General features: G+C 34.8%; 14 protein-coding genes and 1 other RNA gene. 7 read left to right on the forward strand and 8 right to left on the reverse strand.

The window, feature by feature from the left end:
• Position 1 precedes the first annotated feature (1 nt).
• From lpxD to lpxA, 3 genes are read left to right on the forward strand one after another with little or no spacing between them, the layout of a single operon-like run.
• Positions 2–1,078 carry a UDP-3-O-(3-hydroxymyristoyl)glucosamine N-acyltransferase gene (gene lpxD / locus QSG86_RS10365; protein WP_317031420.1) on the forward strand — a complete coding sequence of 359 codons (1,077 nt, stop codon included), beginning with the start codon at positions 2–4 and terminating at the stop codon, positions 1,076–1,078.
• Positions 1,075–1,554: a 3-hydroxyacyl-ACP dehydratase FabZ gene (gene fabZ / locus QSG86_RS10370; RefSeq protein ID WP_317031421.1), complete on the forward strand. Its 480-nt coding sequence runs from the start codon at positions 1,075–1,077 to the stop codon at positions 1,552–1,554. The genes lpxD and fabZ overlap by 4 nt, the downstream gene beginning before the upstream one ends.
• A gap of 2 nt (positions 1,555–1,556) precedes the next feature.
• Positions 1,557–2,345, forward strand: coding sequence for an acyl-ACP--UDP-N-acetylglucosamine O-acyltransferase (lpxA, locus tag QSG86_RS10375; RefSeq protein WP_317031422.1), 789 nt, complete (start codon positions 1,557–1,559; stop codon positions 2,343–2,345).
• A gap of 86 nt (positions 2,346–2,431) precedes the next feature.
• Here lpxA and QSG86_RS10380 read toward each other — a convergent pair whose 3' ends face one another.
• Positions 2,432–3,298, reverse strand: a complete 867-nt coding sequence (locus QSG86_RS10380; protein WP_317032551.1) for a YbgF trimerization domain-containing protein — start codon at positions 3,296–3,298, stop codon at positions 2,432–2,434.
• Positions 3,299–3,581: 283 nt separating this feature from the next.
• On the opposite strand from QSG86_RS10380, the gene ffs reads away from it, so the two are divergent.
• An RNA gene (ffs, locus tag QSG86_RS10385) (signal recognition particle sRNA small type) lies at positions 3,582–3,678 on the forward strand.
• A gap of 17 nt (positions 3,679–3,695) precedes the next feature.
• Here ffs and QSG86_RS10390 read toward each other — a convergent pair.
• The 6 genes from QSG86_RS10390 to QSG86_RS10415 all read right to left on the reverse strand — a co-directional run bounded on the left by QSG86_RS10390 (position 3,696) and on the right by QSG86_RS10415 (position 8,701).
• Complete coding sequence (locus tag QSG86_RS10390; RefSeq protein WP_317031423.1) at positions 3,696–4,325, reverse strand: regulatory protein RecX; 630 nt, start codon at positions 4,323–4,325, stop codon at positions 3,696–3,698.
• A 70-nt stretch (positions 4,326–4,395) separates the two neighbouring features.
• The gene (gene recA, locus QSG86_RS10395) at positions 4,396–5,439 is read right to left on the reverse strand and encodes a recombinase RecA (protein ID WP_317031424.1); all 1,044 of its coding nucleotides are present in this window, start codon (positions 5,437–5,439) and stop codon (positions 4,396–4,398) included.
• Positions 5,440–5,584: 145 nt separating this feature from the next.
• On the reverse strand, positions 5,585–6,025 hold the full coding sequence (locus QSG86_RS10400; protein ID WP_317031425.1) for an RNA-binding S4 domain-containing protein: 441 nt from the start codon (positions 6,023–6,025) through the stop codon (positions 5,585–5,587).
• A complete protein-coding gene (locus QSG86_RS10405; RefSeq protein ID WP_317031426.1) occupies positions 6,018–6,692 on the reverse strand; it encodes an HAD-IA family hydrolase in 675 nt (224 codons plus the stop codon). The genes QSG86_RS10400 and QSG86_RS10405 overlap by 8 nt, the downstream gene beginning before the upstream one ends.
• A gap of 547 nt (positions 6,693–7,239) precedes the next feature.
• Positions 7,240–7,920 carry a hypothetical protein gene (locus QSG86_RS10410; RefSeq protein ID WP_317031427.1) on the reverse strand — a complete coding sequence of 227 codons (681 nt, stop codon included), beginning with the start codon at positions 7,918–7,920 and terminating at the stop codon, positions 7,240–7,242.
• A gap of 220 nt (positions 7,921–8,140) precedes the next feature.
• On the reverse strand, positions 8,141–8,701 hold the full coding sequence (locus QSG86_RS10415) for a hypothetical protein (RefSeq protein WP_317031428.1): 561 nt from the start codon (positions 8,699–8,701) through the stop codon (positions 8,141–8,143).
• Between the two features lie 1,208 nt (positions 8,702–9,909).
• Between QSG86_RS10415 and QSG86_RS10420 the strand changes: the two genes are divergently transcribed.
• From QSG86_RS10420 to QSG86_RS10430, 3 genes are all read left to right on the forward strand, one after another.
• A complete protein-coding gene (locus tag QSG86_RS10420; RefSeq protein ID WP_317031429.1) occupies positions 9,910–10,506 on the forward strand; it encodes a hypothetical protein in 597 nt (198 codons plus the stop codon).
• 713 nt (positions 10,507–11,219) lie between these two features.
• Positions 11,220–12,077, forward strand: coding sequence for a 3'(2'),5'-bisphosphate nucleotidase CysQ (locus QSG86_RS10425; protein ID WP_317031430.1), 858 nt, complete (start codon positions 11,220–11,222; stop codon positions 12,075–12,077).
• 62 nt (positions 12,078–12,139) lie between these two features.
• The gene (locus QSG86_RS10430) at positions 12,140–12,880 is read left to right on the forward strand and encodes a phosphoglycerate mutase family protein (protein ID WP_317031431.1); all 741 of its coding nucleotides are present in this window, start codon (positions 12,140–12,142) and stop codon (positions 12,878–12,880) included.
• Between the two features lie 159 nt (positions 12,881–13,039).
• Here the strand turns inward: QSG86_RS10430 and metK are convergent, their stop codons facing one another.
• Entirely contained in the window at positions 13,040–14,206 is a 1,167-nt protein-coding gene (gene metK, locus QSG86_RS10435) for a methionine adenosyltransferase (RefSeq protein ID WP_317031432.1), read from the reverse strand.
• Positions 14,207–14,368: the final 162 nt, after the last annotated feature.

Raw genomic sequence — 14,368 nt, forward strand, 5'->3', positions numbered from 1 at the left:
AATGAGTGACCAAAATCTTAATTTACAATATTTGGCTCAGGTTGTGCAAGGTCAGTGCCTTGGACAGCCTGATTTTTTATTAAGTGGTCTAGCAAGTTTAGAGCATGCGGATCATCAGCAGATTGCTTTTGTGAATGGAGAAAAATATATTCCCCATGCACAGCATTCAAAAGCAGGTGCGCTTATTATTACAGCTGATTTAAAAGACCAGTTGTCAATGCACCAAAATTTTATTATTGTCGATAATCCCTATCTTGCCTTTGCTACTTTAACCCATATTTTTGAGCGTAAACATCAGCAAACGGGTATTGAGGCGACTGCGCAAATTCATCCGACAGCCATGATTGCTGATTCTGCATATATTGGTCATTATGTGGTGATTGGTGAAAACTGTGTAGTTGGTGAACACAGTATCATTAAATCTCACGTCACATTGGATGATTTTGTGGAAGTGGGAGATCATTGTTTTATTGATTCACATGTGATGTTGACAGGCGAAACTAAAATTGCCAATCGGGTTCGTATTCATGCCAATACAGTTATTGGTGGTGAAGGATTTGGTTTTGCACCTTATCAGGGGAAATGGCATCGTATCGCTCAATTAGGTTCTGTACGGATTGGCAATGACGTGAGAATCGGCTCCAATTGTAGTATTGATCGTGGTGCATTGGATGATACGATTTTAGAAGATGGTGTTATTATTGATAATCTTGTGCAAATTGCCCATAACGTTAAAATTGGTGCAAATACTGCAATTGCTGCAAAATGTGGTATTGCAGGTAGTACCACGATTGGCAAAAACTGTATTCTTGCTGGTGGGGTTGGTATCGTGGGGCATATTAAAATTGCCGATAATATAACCTTTACTGGAATGTCAATGGTCACAAATAATATTTCTGAACCAGGATCTTATTCTTCAGGTACAGTTCTTTTACCTACACCGCTCTGGCGACGCTCTGCTGTGCGTGTAAAACAATTAGCAGATGTGCCATTGACTCAATTGGTTAAAAAAATTGATCATGTACAAGCTCAAATTGAGCACATTGAATCAACTTTAGAATTGCGTAAATCATTATGACAGAATCAACTTTAGCCAAGTTCACGAAGCCTGTGTTACCGATGCATATTGCTGCTATTCGTGAATATTTACCACATCGTTATCCATTTTTACTGGTAGATCGTGTTACTGAAATTTCAGATAGTAGTATTGTTGGGTATAAAAACGTTTCTATTAATGAAGAGTTTTTACAAGGGCATTTTCCAGAATATCCAATTATGCCAGGGGTTCTAATTATTGAAGCACTGGCACAAGTTTCAGGTGTTTTGGGTTTTATTATGAATAATGAAAGACCAAAACCAGGCACGGTGTTTTTATTTGCAGGTGCTGAAAAAGTCAGATTTAAAAAACAAGTGGTTGCTGGTGATCAATTGATATTAAAATCTGAATTAATAATGCAAAAACTTGGTATTTACAAATATAATTGTAGTGCCTCAGTTGATGGTGTTATCGCAGCAACTGCGGAAATTATTATCTCCAGACAAAAAACAGAGTAAGCATGAGCAATAACGAATTCATTCATCCTACCGCTATTATTGACTCATCTGCAGTCCTTGCACCAGATGTTCAAATTGGTCCTTATTGTATTATTGGGCCAAATGTAAGCATTGGTGCTGGTACTAAATTGCATTCACATGTTGTGGTGGCAGGCTATACTCGAATTGGTCAAAATAATGAAATTTTCCAGTTTGCAAGTGTGGGTGAGATTTGCCAAGATTTAAAGTATAAGGGTGAAGAAACTTGGTTGGAAATTGGAGATCACAATTCTATTCGTGAACATTGTAGTTTGCATAGAGGGACTGTTCAGGATCAAGGTCTAACTAAGTTGGGGAATTATAATTTATTAATGGTCAATACTCATATTGCACACGACTGTGTGGTGGGTGATCATAATATTTTTGCCAATAATGTTGGTGTTGCTGGTCATGTGCATATTGCTGATTATGTGATTGTCGGTGGAAATTCTGGTATTCATCAATTTTGTAAGATTGATTCATTTAGTATGATTGGTGGGGCTTCACTGATTTTAAAAGATGTGCCTGCCTATGTCATGGTTTCTGGTAATCCTGCACATGCTTTTGCAATGAATGTTGAAGGAATGCGTCGTAAGGGGTGGTCAAAAGAAACGATTCAAGGCTTGCGTGAATCATTTAAGTTGATTTATAAGTCTGGGCTGACCACTCAAGAAGCGATTGAAAAAATTCGTACAGAGATTTTGCCTTCTGTTTCTGAGGCACAGCGACTGATTGACTCGTTAGAGCAATCTCAACGTGGTATTGTGCGTTAGATACAGCGTGGCTATTTAAAAAAGGTTATCTTTAATGATGGCCTTTTTTTAATTCATGATACCTATATGATGGTTAGTGATGATATTTAGATCGCCGCTTTTTTATTTTTAATAAATTTTACCTCTTCAGCATTTGGATATCTTTTGAGTAAATCTGCTTTATATTGATTGGCAAGTTGGTTATTGTGATCGACATTTAAGGCAATACTATAAAGACGATAAATTGCGCTGGGTGCTTTGCTTGAATTTGGATATTGTTTCATAACAATTTCAAAATTTTTTTTCGCTGCAGCATAATTGGTAGGTTCTAAGGCTAGATTAAATTCAGCCAACCAAAAATAGGCATTACTGACATAAATACTGTTTGGATTATTTTTAATAAAGTTCTGCATAGGAAGAATTGCTTTTTGTGCACCGCCTTGTTTGTATGCATCTAAAGCAACCGTATAAGCTGCCTTGTCAAGATCCGTATTTGAGGAGGGCGGGGTTTGTTGGGTTGCCGTTTGTATTGCTGAAGTCGTGTTGAATTCGGTTGAGTTTTTTGTTTTTGCTATTGTTGGTTGTTTTGCTGCTTCTACAGTATTTTCTTTATTTTCTTCTTCTTTTGCGGCTGAGCTATCATCAGGGTCAACCTTTTGTAAAATTAATTCAAGACGTTGATCTAAGTCGGTATAACGATTGTTGAGTTCATTTTTTAGCTGACTAATTTCATTGTCTTGTTCTTCTATTTTTCCACGTAAAATACGAATATCTTTTTCTAATTCTTGTGTTTTTTGTGTTAATTGCCAATTAATATTGGTTGGTAATGTGGACGCTGTATTTGGAACAGTTAACGCAGGAATTGATGCTGTTGTTGTATTGCTTAATTCTTTTGATTCGATAGGTATATCGGCATAGAGTGCGCTACTGCTGAATACTGCAAGCATAAAGAAAGTACTTTTTTTAAGCATAATAAAATCCAGATATGAAACGAATATCAGTTAGGTTTTTTATAATATGCCAGTTTCACTGGATGACGACAAGGATGATCTGTCGCTTTCTGGAAAAGTTATGATGAGTTGATTAAAATCAGTACGCTGTTTAAGTCTCTTGTTGGGGATTCGCTGTTGTGATAAATAGTGCTGATTTAAATAAATTATATTTTTGACTTTTTAATAAGCAAACAAACATCAAATGGCTGTAATAGACTTGCAAGTTACATAAAATTCTCTATACTTGGTTTTGTAATGGTAGCCCTGCTGGTTACTTCGCAATAATACTCTACAAACCCCGCCAGGACCGGAAGGTAGCAACGGTAGTAGAAATATTATGTGCCGAAGTCTTGCTAGTAGGGCTGCCACCATATCTAAATTATTCATTTATAAAATCATCATGTTCTTGATGATGAATAACTTTTAAAATAATCTCCATATCAAAGCCACGATACATCAAGAAGCGAATTTGTTTTGCCTTTTGTTTATGATCTTGTGTTACTTCTACGCCAAATTTTTTGACTTTTAACTGATAGGCCTGTGCTAACCAGTTGACTTTTTTTAAATCTTCTTCAATCAATTGTTGGTCAACTTTTTTCGCTTTTAAAGCCATTTTGATTTGATGCGGACCTTTACCTTTGCGTTTCTGGCTTGAGAGCACTATGTCTGCAACACGTTGGTCACTTTGATAATTTTTTTCAGATAGTTCATTTACTAAAGCAATAACTTCTTCAGGATGACTGGCATAACGTGTTAATTTTTCGATCAAATCAGCCTTTGAGTATTCTTTACGTAATAATAATGTGAATGCATAAGCACGTAAGCGTGCACCGCTTAATCCTATTTTAGATTCTTCCCGAGCATCTTGGTCTAAATCTAAATTATTGGATCTGGTTGTCTGATGATTGGTAATATTTGCATCTTGTATTGGCGTAAGATGGTTATATTCACCATACTGCGATTTAAGTGCATCATAATCGATAAGATTGGGAAACTTTGCTTTGGTCATGTCTTATAGTATTTCACTAAGATTAAAACGCCCCGAAGGGCGTTTGTTTGCGATGAATGTAAGTAATTAATTAAGCATCTAAAAACTCAGGTGTTTCTTCATCTAACTCTGTGGTTGGAACAGTAGTTGTCGTCAGTAATTTATCTCGAATCAGTTTCTCGATGGTTCGAGCAAGTTCGGGATGTTCTTCTAGATGGCGGATGGTATTATTTTTACCTTGACCAATCTTATCACCTTGATATGAATACCAAGCACCTGCCTTTTGAATAATTTCTTGTTGTACGGCAAGATCAATCACTTCGCCTAGATGATTGACACCTTTACCATAAAGAATCTGGAATAATGCTTCTTTAAATGGTGGTGCCATTTTGTTTTTAACGACTTTAATTTTGGTTTCTGAACCAATAATTTCATCACCTTCTTTTACTTGGCCTGTTCTGCGAATATCTAGGCGTACAGACGCATAGAATTTTAATGCATTACCACCCGTGGTGGTTTCTGGGCTACCAAACATCACACCAATTTTCATACGAATCTGGTTAATGAAGATGACCATGCAGTTAGAGCGTTTGGCATTTCCTGTAATTTTTCGTAGTGCTTGACTCATGAGGCGGGCTTGTAAGCCCATATGAGAGTCACCCATTTCACCTTCAATTTCAGCACGAGGCGTAAGTGCAGCAACAGAGTCCACAACAATTAGATCGACTGCACCAGAACGTACCAGCATGTCGGCAATTTCAAGTGCTTGCTCACCATGGTCAGGTTGTGAAACCAAAAGATTATCAATATCTACGCCTAATTTACGTGCATATTGAGGATCTAAAGCATGTTCTGCATCAATAAATGCACATGTGCCGCCCGCTTTTTGACATTCAGCAATCGCTTGTAATGTCATGGTTGTTTTACCCGAAGATTCAGGGCCATAGATTTCTACAATACGGCCTTTTGGTAAACCACCAATACCCAATGCAATATCTAACGTCAAAGAGCCAGTTGAAATTGCTTCAACTGCTTGAACGGTGTTATCTCCAAGACGCATCACTGTATTTTTACCAAACTGTTTTTCAATTTGGCTTAATGCAGCATTTAGTGCCTTACTTTTATTTTCATCCATTTCAAAACCTCAATATGATGTCACGAAATAATATACATTCAGTGAATGGATTTCATGATGATCTTGCTCACATTAGTATAGTGACAGAATTTATCTATGTGTTCTATTGAAATCATTACTTGTACGACATGTTATGACGCATAACTTAGTGATCATCATAAGACCAGTAGTGATTAAACTGTTCATCATTGTCTTTTTTAAATTTGTGGATATCTCTTCGATCTTTTTTACTTGGACGATGATCAGGGCGGGCTAAATTCTGTAATTTACGTTGTGATGTCAGTAACTCTCGACGAGCAATACTGACTTCTGTTTCTTCGTAGAGTGTTTGTGCAATCGGTGCAGGGCCACGTACATCTGAAAGTGCTTTTACCACAACAGTTTTTTTATCAATTCCCTGCTGAATGGTTAATTCCATTCCAATACGAATTTCTTTGGATACTTTAACGCGTTCACCATCATGGTGTACTTTACCACCTTCAATCGCATTTTTAGAGATAGAGCGTGTTTTAAAAAAACGTGCAGCCCAGAGCCATTTATCAATACGCATACCCACCGCATTTTCAGGTAGATTTGATTTACGCATATTTTTTTGAGTCCTCAGCTTGTTTTAAATAATCTATGAAATCAGTTAATTGATTAAGCATAGGGTAGGGAAACGAATCACGTGCAGATTGTTCTGATGAAGGCTGCATAATACTGATCAGATGTTTTATACCAAATTTTTGAGCGCTATTTAATACTTTTTCTGTATCATCAATAAAATAACAGTATTGAGGATCAAAATCATGCTGTGTAGATAAAATTTGCCAAAACTCAATCTCTTCTTTTGCATGTCCGATTTCTTCAGAACTTACAATAACATCAAAATACTGTTTAAGATTCATTTGCTGTAACTTAAAATTTAATCCAGCGACATCTGCATTGGTGGCCAACCAAATCGGATATTGTTGTGTTTTAAGATAATTTAAAAGTTCATAACAACCTTTTCGTGCAGTGACTTGATGTTTAAACTCAAGTTGCATGTTGAGCACATCTACCCCAGTTTTTTTAGTCCAGAATCGTGATGAATACCAATTCAGTGTATGGTTATGCTGCTGGTAAAAATCAAATAAAATTTTTTGACTTTCTATATGGCTGCATTGATGTGTTTCTGCATAACGAATAGGTAACAGCTGATTCCAGATAAAATCATCGTAAGCCAAATCCAGTAAGGTGCCATCCATATCGAAAATGATCGTAGGTTTACTCATTTAAAATTCTCTAATGCTTTTACGGTTTAATATATGAATTAAAAACTGTTAAAACATTGTTCTATATAATTTTTGATGGTTATTTAAATCATCAGAATGATGATAAAGTTTAACAAAAATATTAACTTTATCAAATTAAGCCTAAAATATTGTATCGCAGGATGAAGCGGGATAAGCCTGTTTGGGGTGGATAAGCGTCACTACTTCAAATCAATACTTAAGTATAAATACACGAAGCGCATTGTTGTATAGTGATATTGCTGATGAGGTTTGCAGAAGTTGATGTCACTTTTCCTACTAGGAGTTTTCTGCGGATGTTGTTACTTTACCAATGCTGATTTAAAAAAGTGATACAGCAGCGAAAATAAGTTGATGAGTATATTAAAACGGTTAAACTCTGTACCACCTGGATTTAAACCGTTTTAATCATGTATTGGTGGTGAAACCGTATTGTTTGGGGGTGATGATTAAGCAGTAGCCATGATCCCTATATGGGGTACTGAAAGATTAAACGCTAAATCTCATCATCATATATTCATCATTTAGATTAAAAAGTGTAAATTAATCCTAATTTTGCGACGGGATGCCATCTATACATTTCAGCATCATCTAATTTGTAATCGGTTTTTTGTCCTATTGATCCCACATAGATACCATTGACATGGGTGAGATGCACATCGGCATCACCAGTATAGTAGACGCCTGCTTCTGCAAATATACGCCATTGGTTATTCAGTTTTGGTGAAATTCCTATACCCATATAAGGTGAAATGTTGCTCGAATAGTCTACGTTACCTTCGACTTTGACGGTTCCATTAATGATCGGGAGTTGATGAAAGTTATTGGGTATTTTGTCGCCAATTTTAAAGTTACGGCTGACATCATAGTTATCGCCAATATAGCCAACGCCTATGGCTGCATAGATTGAATTTAGCCAAGTATGATGACTTTTGGCCCATGGATAAACTAATGCATTCAGATAAGGTGTGTCATTATTCATGTCTAAATCATATCGAATATTATTGATGGTGATATGATTTCTCCAGTTTACTTTTCCTTGATTATAGCCTAAGGCTAATTGAACATAAGGATTTACTTGATAAAGTACTGCACCCCCATATCCTGTCAGTCCTCCTTCTGCACGTATTGAAAATAGTTGTTCCGCACTGGTGATTGTACTGAGAAAAGAGGTGAGTCCTAATACAGATAATATTTTAATATTTTTCATTTTAATACTTTGTTTAAATTATGGATATTTAACTGAGCATAAATGAAATTTATACAGTAAGTGTTTTATTTTGGTAATTTTAAATCGATATCGATTTGAATAAGTATGATGAATAACAAGATGTATGGTTTGATATGTTAATCTATTTTGAGTTAAGGCTTGAGTAAATAGTTTTTATCTAGATCATATTTTGAGCTAGATTTAAATGATAAAAAAACCCTCAAAGAGGGTTTGTTTGATGATACCGAGTAAATATAATATTAACGTCTGCCATGACCTCATCATAGGCCTCAAGACGTAGACGCTCTATTTCAAAAACTTCACTTAAAGCGATATGATGTTGTTTAAGGTAACTTACAATATCTTGTTCATTTAAAAATAATGATTTTACTTGCTCTAAAACAAATGATTCATCTTGGCCATCTCTAATCAGTTGTTTAGCGAAATCCAAGATGGTAAATTTTTGATTTTCAATAAACTCTTGAACATCATTAAAATTATATTTTTCATAATTATAATGATTGACTTGACCTTTGAGAATTGCATCAGCATGAAGATAATCATTTAAGTTGGAGTCAATATGATTTAAAGCAAATTGTGTTTCTTTCGCTCTGCGATCAGCTAAAGGCTTTAATTCTAATTTAACCCATGCAGGAATGGTATCTTGATCTATCCAAGAACACAGTGTTTCTTTATTAATCATTAAATAGTTGGCAACTTGATCTTGCCACGAATGACCAAATGTCATTTCGCAAAGTGACTTGAATTTAGATAAGTTCATGTTCTGTAACCCTTGAGTTGCTCTTTATATAAGCGCTTGTTAGATTAGATTTGACTCAATACGACAGCAATATATTGTACTTCAATAAGGCTATATATGTACTTAGACCAAAAATAATGCATGTTTATTCGTTTAAAGCCAGAAAATAGCTTTAAATGTCATTTTTTGAGTAAAATTGACCCATCATGTGTTATTTTCCCGCAATTTTTCTCACCTTTGTGTAATGTGAGTTGTGGGTCAATAAAAACGATAACAAAAAATGATTTTTTGCTTTGATCGTTTGGAAGAATATGACAAAGTCATCATTCTATATTTAACGAATGATTTACTTAATTTATGAGGACGTTTATATTCATAATCAAGGATATGTTTAATCTTTTTTGTTAATGAATGGTTAAATAATATACTTTTATCGGTAATTTATTCGACGATTTTATTTTTAAATGTTGATGCTGATGTTAAGTGATTGCAATTAAAAATTAACAATAAAATTTATTTCTTATAATAATTTATTATGTATCTTATTTTTTTATCATATAATATTTTGAATTATATTGATTTTATATTTTTATTTATACTAAATGACGAGTTTGCTTACTTATAGTTTTTTAGTTTTATTAATTAAAAAAATATTTTTTCTAAATGTGATGATTATTTTTTATATGGTTTTAAATGATATTGACTTGAAATAAAGAGTAAAAAATTAATCACTGTAATTTTACGGTGGTTAAACCTTGAACTTAAAAATATTGAGTGACTAAATGTTAATCAGTCGTTAATACTTTATGTAACGCTACTGTTCTATATATCGCTTAAATAAAATTGACATAAACCAGAGGTAAATAATACAACATTAAATCTCATGTTGAATAATTCAATCTATTTTAAGATATATTGATTGTTAAAGTAACGCTAAAAAAATTCAAATTGCGAACAAGAATTTTTCTTTAAGTTGATGAAATAATTGTAATTTAATAATTAATATCCAGCCAATTTGACTAATAATTAGATCATTGAATTGATTTTTTTATCATGCCAATTGTGATCTAGCGAAAGACAAAAAAATATTGTTTTTTTAAATAGGATTCGAATTGGCACTAAGAATAATATCAATTTAAACTGTATTTTTGCAACTCTACGTTTTAGTGATCATCTTGAAATTTATAGATAAAATTATATGCTATGTAGTTTTTTAGTGAAACTCTCCCATGTTGTTAAAAAAAATGACCACTCCAACGCTATTTTTGATTGGATTGTGTTTAGTTGCGCCTTTTATTGTTGATTTTCATCCGCCTCTATTTGAAGGTTTACTGATCAGGTTTTTGGAAAATATTCAGGCATTGTTGTTATTGCTGGCTGCAGTATTTACTTATTTATATAGCCGTTCTTTAGCAAATACCGTGGGACAAAAGCAGTTTTGGTTTTGGGCTGTATTGTGGTGGGTAATGTTGTTTGGGCGTAGTATCAGTTGGGGAAGGGATTATTTTCCAGAAATTTCTCATGATTATTTTAGAGTGATATCTATATTTTTTATTGCGCCAGTTGTATTTATGCTCTTTTCTAAATGCTTACGTCAAGAGATTATGCATAAATTGGCGACCATGCGCTTTCCGATTTATAGTTTTCTATTGGCTGTAGTGACGCTGATTATTTCTGATTCAATTGAGCATAGTCGTATGATTGCACCATTGTTTCTTCATCATCGAGAGTATAAGGATTTAATGGAAGAGCTGTATGAATTTCCTCTTATTTGGGGATTATTTGAAACAACTTATTTACTGATGAAACAAGAAAAAAGTGCTTAATTGCTCTATTTTCGCCACTAAACCATTGACTAGCTCTTGGTCAAGTTTTTATCACCTATACAAACTATCATTGCTAGTTTTCGAGATGATCGTTGTGCTGATGAAGTTATGTGATAGTGCAATACTCGATATCGCACTAAGCTTAAGAGCATAAGCTAAATTCATATTACCTACATTTGGCCTAACAGCTATATGTCTATCCCATGCACTTGAATCATTAAGACAAATTTATGATCGAGTAAATGGGATGGATGGGCTAAGGTATAACCACAATCAAAACACCGTTTAGAGCTTGGGGTAAATTGACCAAAACTTAAAATATTTTGATCATGCCAGTCTGTTTTATATTACCATCATTAAGTATTACGACTATGCAATATCATGCATTGAGGTGGTTTATTTTTTGTGTTTAAGCATGTCTATTAATCCATCGAGTTAATTGCTGTACTATTTATTCTCACCATTCTGAGCTAAGGAGAAAATACTGTTGCGTAGGATAAGGTATGGAGAATTTGGCACAAATGAAGTTCAATAGGTTTGAAAAAAGCAATCAATATTTGTGTCTCATAATGTTGCATAAACAAGGTGAACGTTTAACTTTGCGATGGTATTGACAATATTAATATATGTTGCTGTAAATCTTAAACAATTATGATTAGACTCTGCGATATACTTTTAAAAAACTAACGTTTGTTATGTAGATCAGGAATACGATGTTTATAGCGACCTCAGCACCAAAATCTCAATGGATCAAAGAGCTTATTCCTATTTTAAGTCAGGCCTGTGCAATATTACGAGAAGAGTATCAGTTATACTGCTCAGGCATAGAATTTAATATTGAAAAGAAAACGGATGCATCCCCTGTTACACAAGCAGATTATCGTGTTCATCAATATATAGCCAGTGAATTGGGAAAGATTTCTGATTTTTCATTGCTTTCAGAAGAGGGGATATTGGATGATTATCAATCATGGCAAACCTTTTGGTTGCTTGATCCTTTAGACGGTACCAAAGAGTTTCTGGCACAACGTCCTGAGTTTACGATTAATTTAAGTTTAATTCATCAGGGAAAAACCGTTTTTGCGATATTGGCTATTCCTTGTCAAGAGCTCATCTATATTGCACCAGAACAAGGATTGCCCTTTAAATTTGAAATTAAACATAAACACTGGTATCAGTTTGTTCATCATCAGACTGCTGTTGAGAGTCAGATAAGAGTAGGTGTCAGTCAAAGCTATCAAAATCAACCAAAATATATAGAATATTTAGAAAGTTTATCTAGATTATATTCAATTGAATTGTTTAAGGCCGGTAGTGCCTATAAGTTTTGTATGATGTTGGAAAATCAGATTGATATCTATCCTAGATTTCATCCGACATATGAATGGGACACTAGTGCTGGTCAATGTTTACTTGAGCGTATAGGTGGAGGGTTAATGACTTTATCAGCTCAGCCATTTTATTATAATCAAAGAGATACTTTGTTAAATGGTAGCTTTATTGCCTATAGGACTGCACAATTTAAAACAATTGCCTTGGATGGATTAGAACTTATGTCGAATAGAAATTAACGATATATATCTATTTTATATTTTCATGTTATAGTAAAAAAAATAACCAAATTATTCTAATTATGGCACTGAATCTACTTCCAGCAAGTATGATCAAGGCAATTGATTTATTGCCTGATATAGACACACCTGTTACGTTATTTACACGACATTCGATACGTGAAGAATTGAGCGGTCAGGGTTTGGCTGGGTATGATCTTCAGTTAACCAATCAAGGCCGAGATTTGGCTCAAGAATGGGGTGCATATTTGATTCAGAATACAGGTCGTGTGATCGAGTATTGTATTTCGAGCCCGATTCAACGTTGTGTAGATACTGCTGCATTAATGATTCAGGGTGCAGATGATATTATTACGAATCAAAATAATACCCATCATATTCGTATTATTGAGCAAGGTCTTTTGGTTGAGCCCGGTAGCTTTGTTTTGGATATCAAGCAAGCAGGGCCATACTTTAGACAGCAGGGGGCTTTAGGGTTTATTAATAGTTTTGTTAATCGAGCTTTGCCTGGAATGAAACATCCTATTTGTGGTGTAGTGGATGTTCTGGAACTGATTTACAATAGTCATCCACAGCAAAGTCATGGTTTAAGTTTGGCTGTAAGCCATGATACGATTTTGGCTGCAATTTTAGCAGTGATTTCTGGCAAAAATTCAATCAATAAAGATGAATGGCCAAAAATGATGGAAGGTCTATTTGTGTGGTTTGAAGGTGATGTATTTATTGATTCAAAATTAAAATGGATTTGGCGTGGCGAAATTCATCAACTTTCTATTCGTGAATTTCAACAATTAAATATTTAGATTTTTTAAACTGGTGATCTATAACATTGCTCGTGTTACTTGATTGCATTTTTATATTGTATATTAACTAGATGTGATATTTTTAACACGATATGCTTACTATTAAAAGCCATACCAGCCTATAAAAATAAGCTGGTATTTTAGTATGATTTTATCGCATTAGATATTGGCAGCAGCTCTCAGTGCTTCGACCTTATCTGTTTTTTCCCATGTAAATGCATGATCTGAACCTTCACGACCAAAGTGTCCATATGCTGCGGTTTGTTTATACATCGGTTGAATCAGATTAAGCATACGAGTAATACCATATGGGCGTAAATCGAAGTGTTCACGAACCAGTTGAATGATTAGCTCATCAGCAACCTTACCGGTATTAAAGGTATTGATTGAGATTGATGTTGGTTCTGCCACCCCAATCGCATAGGAAACTTGAATTTCACATTTATCCGCTAGTCCGGCTGCAACAATATTTTTTGCGACATAACGACCTGCATAAGCTGCAGAGCGGTCGACCTTAGATGGATCTTTACCAGAAAAAGCACCACCACCATGGCGTGCCATACCACCATATGTATCGACAATAATTTTACGTCCAGTTAAGCCACAATCACCGACTGGTCCACCAATGACAAACATACCGGTTGGATTAATATGGAACTTTGTGTCGGCATGAAACATGTCAACAGGAATAATTTTTTTAACAATTTCCTCAATCACTGCTTCTTTAAGATCAGCTTGTGAAATTTCAGGATCATGTTGAGTTGATAAAACAACAGCATCTAAACGAACAGGTTTGCCATTTTCATAAGCGAATGTGACTTGGCTTTTTGCATCTGGGCGTAGCCATGGTAACTGACCATTACGGCGTAATTCTGCTTGTTTCTCCATGAGGCGATGTGCATATGAAATAGGTGCTGGCATGAGCACATCTGTTTCACGACTCGCATAGCCGAACATTAAACCTTGGTCACCTGCGCCTTGATCTTCAGGTTTTTGGCGATCGACACCTTGTGCAATTTCAGGTGATTGCTTACCAATCATATTGATTACAGCACAAGTTGAGCCATCAAATCCCAGATCAGAATGATGATAGCCGATACTATTGATGGTTTGGCGTACAATTGCTTCAAAGTCAACATTTGCAGTGGTTGTGATTTCCCCTGCAAGTACAACTGCACCAGTTTTTACAAGTGTTTCACAAGCAACCCGTGCATAAGGATCTTCTTCTAAGATTGCATCCAAAATAGCATCACTAATTTGATCAGCCATTTTATCTGGATGGCCTTCGCTTACAGATTCTGAGGTAAATACAGCGTACTCGCGCATAAGTCCTATCACAGTTAAATTAAAAGACAAGCTATGGTACATCGACTTTGTCTTTAGAACCAGTAACTATGCAGTAAATTGGTTGAATTTACTGCAGTTTGAGTACTGTTTATTTGATAAGTGTATCGATAAAAATGATAAGGTTGCAGATAATTAAAATTT

The organism is Acinetobacter sp. SAAs474 (genome assembly GCF_032823475.1).
Taxonomy (GTDB): domain Bacteria; phylum Pseudomonadota; class Gammaproteobacteria; order Pseudomonadales; family Moraxellaceae; genus Acinetobacter.